At 61.7% G+C, this 1165-nt stretch carries 1 protein-coding gene; it reads right to left on the bottom strand.

Features of this window, described 5'->3' with window-relative positions; translation table 11 throughout:
- Positions 1 to 137 precede the first annotated feature (137 nt).
- The gene (locus ACP7BZ_RS22925; RefSeq protein ID WP_426117509.1) at positions 138 to 1124 is read right to left on the bottom strand and encodes a S49 family peptidase; all 987 of its coding nucleotides are present in this window, start codon (positions 1122 to 1124) and stop codon (positions 138 to 140) included.
- Positions 1125 to 1165: the final 41 nt, after the last annotated feature.

Here is a 1165-nt window from a genome sequence, read left to right on the forward strand (position 1 = left end):
TGCTTTGCGGCGGCGCCCATGTCCGAATTGAACTTGGCGATATTGGCTTCTAACGAAACGACCAGCGCCCCTAAATTACCTCCTGCCATTTTGTACCTTTCTTCGTGTGCGCCTCGGCGCGGTGAGTGTGTGGGGTATTACTGCATCATGGCGATTTGCAGCCGCCGGCGACGTGCATCTGCGTGCATCTGAGTAATCTCGCGCTCGGTCATTTGGGAGACGTGCTTTCCGGTGGCCATGCTACCGTGGGTCGCGCCGCCCATTCGCACCCGGCCGGACATACGCGCCACCACGCCTTGGAAAGTGTCGATGCCGTTGATCATTCCCGCCTTCAGCGCGTCATTGGCCATCAAGCACCGCCCTTGCCCCATTCCGCCGCGAACAGCTGCTGGGGAGACGCCACGGCCTCGCGCGACCGCATTTGTGAACTCGGTGTAGTAGGTGTCGACGCTGCTTTGAAGGTGGGCCCTTGCATCGGCGCTCAGTGGGCCGAGAGAGTTCCCCTCTGTCTTGTAGCGGCCGGCGCTGATAAATTCCGCCTTGATGCCCGCCTTTTCCATCGCGCCGGCTTCGTCTACATGCTGCATGAATACGCCGATGCTGCCGGTAAGACCGCCTGCGGTGGAGTAAAGCTCATCACACTGCGACGCCACCCAGTAGGCGGCGCTGGCGCATGTGCTGTCAACGAAGCCGACGATTGGTTTTTTGCCGCGCGCTTGGTAGATTTCGGCGGCCAGCTCCTGGGTGCCGAAGACGCTGCCACCGGGGCTGTCGACGCTGATCAGGATGCCGCCGATCGAGTCATCTGCCATCGCATCGCGGAACAGCTGTGTGAATTGCTGGGTGCTGGTGCCGCCGGCGCCGCTGATGTCGTTGACCATGTTGGCCCGCTGGGTCATCACTCCCCACAGTGGCAGGACGGCGATGCCGCCGCTGGCTGCCGGTGTCGTGGCCTTGCGCGTCTGGCGCGCTGCTTGCGCCGCATGGACGTCGACCATCGTTTCGGCTGATGCTCCCTCACCGGCCGACCAGCGGTGCAATACGGCCGCCATATTCTGGAGGTGTGCTTGGTCCATTGCCCATGGGGTGCTGGCAAACTGGCTCAGGATTAATTGTCGCTGCATGATGGCTCCGATCAGATGCTGATAGTTTCAATGTGACGCGC

Origin of the sequence: Massilia sp. PWRC2, assembly GCF_049896725.1 — a bacterium.
Lineage (GTDB): Bacteria > Pseudomonadota > Gammaproteobacteria > Burkholderiales > Burkholderiaceae_D > JAFCUW01.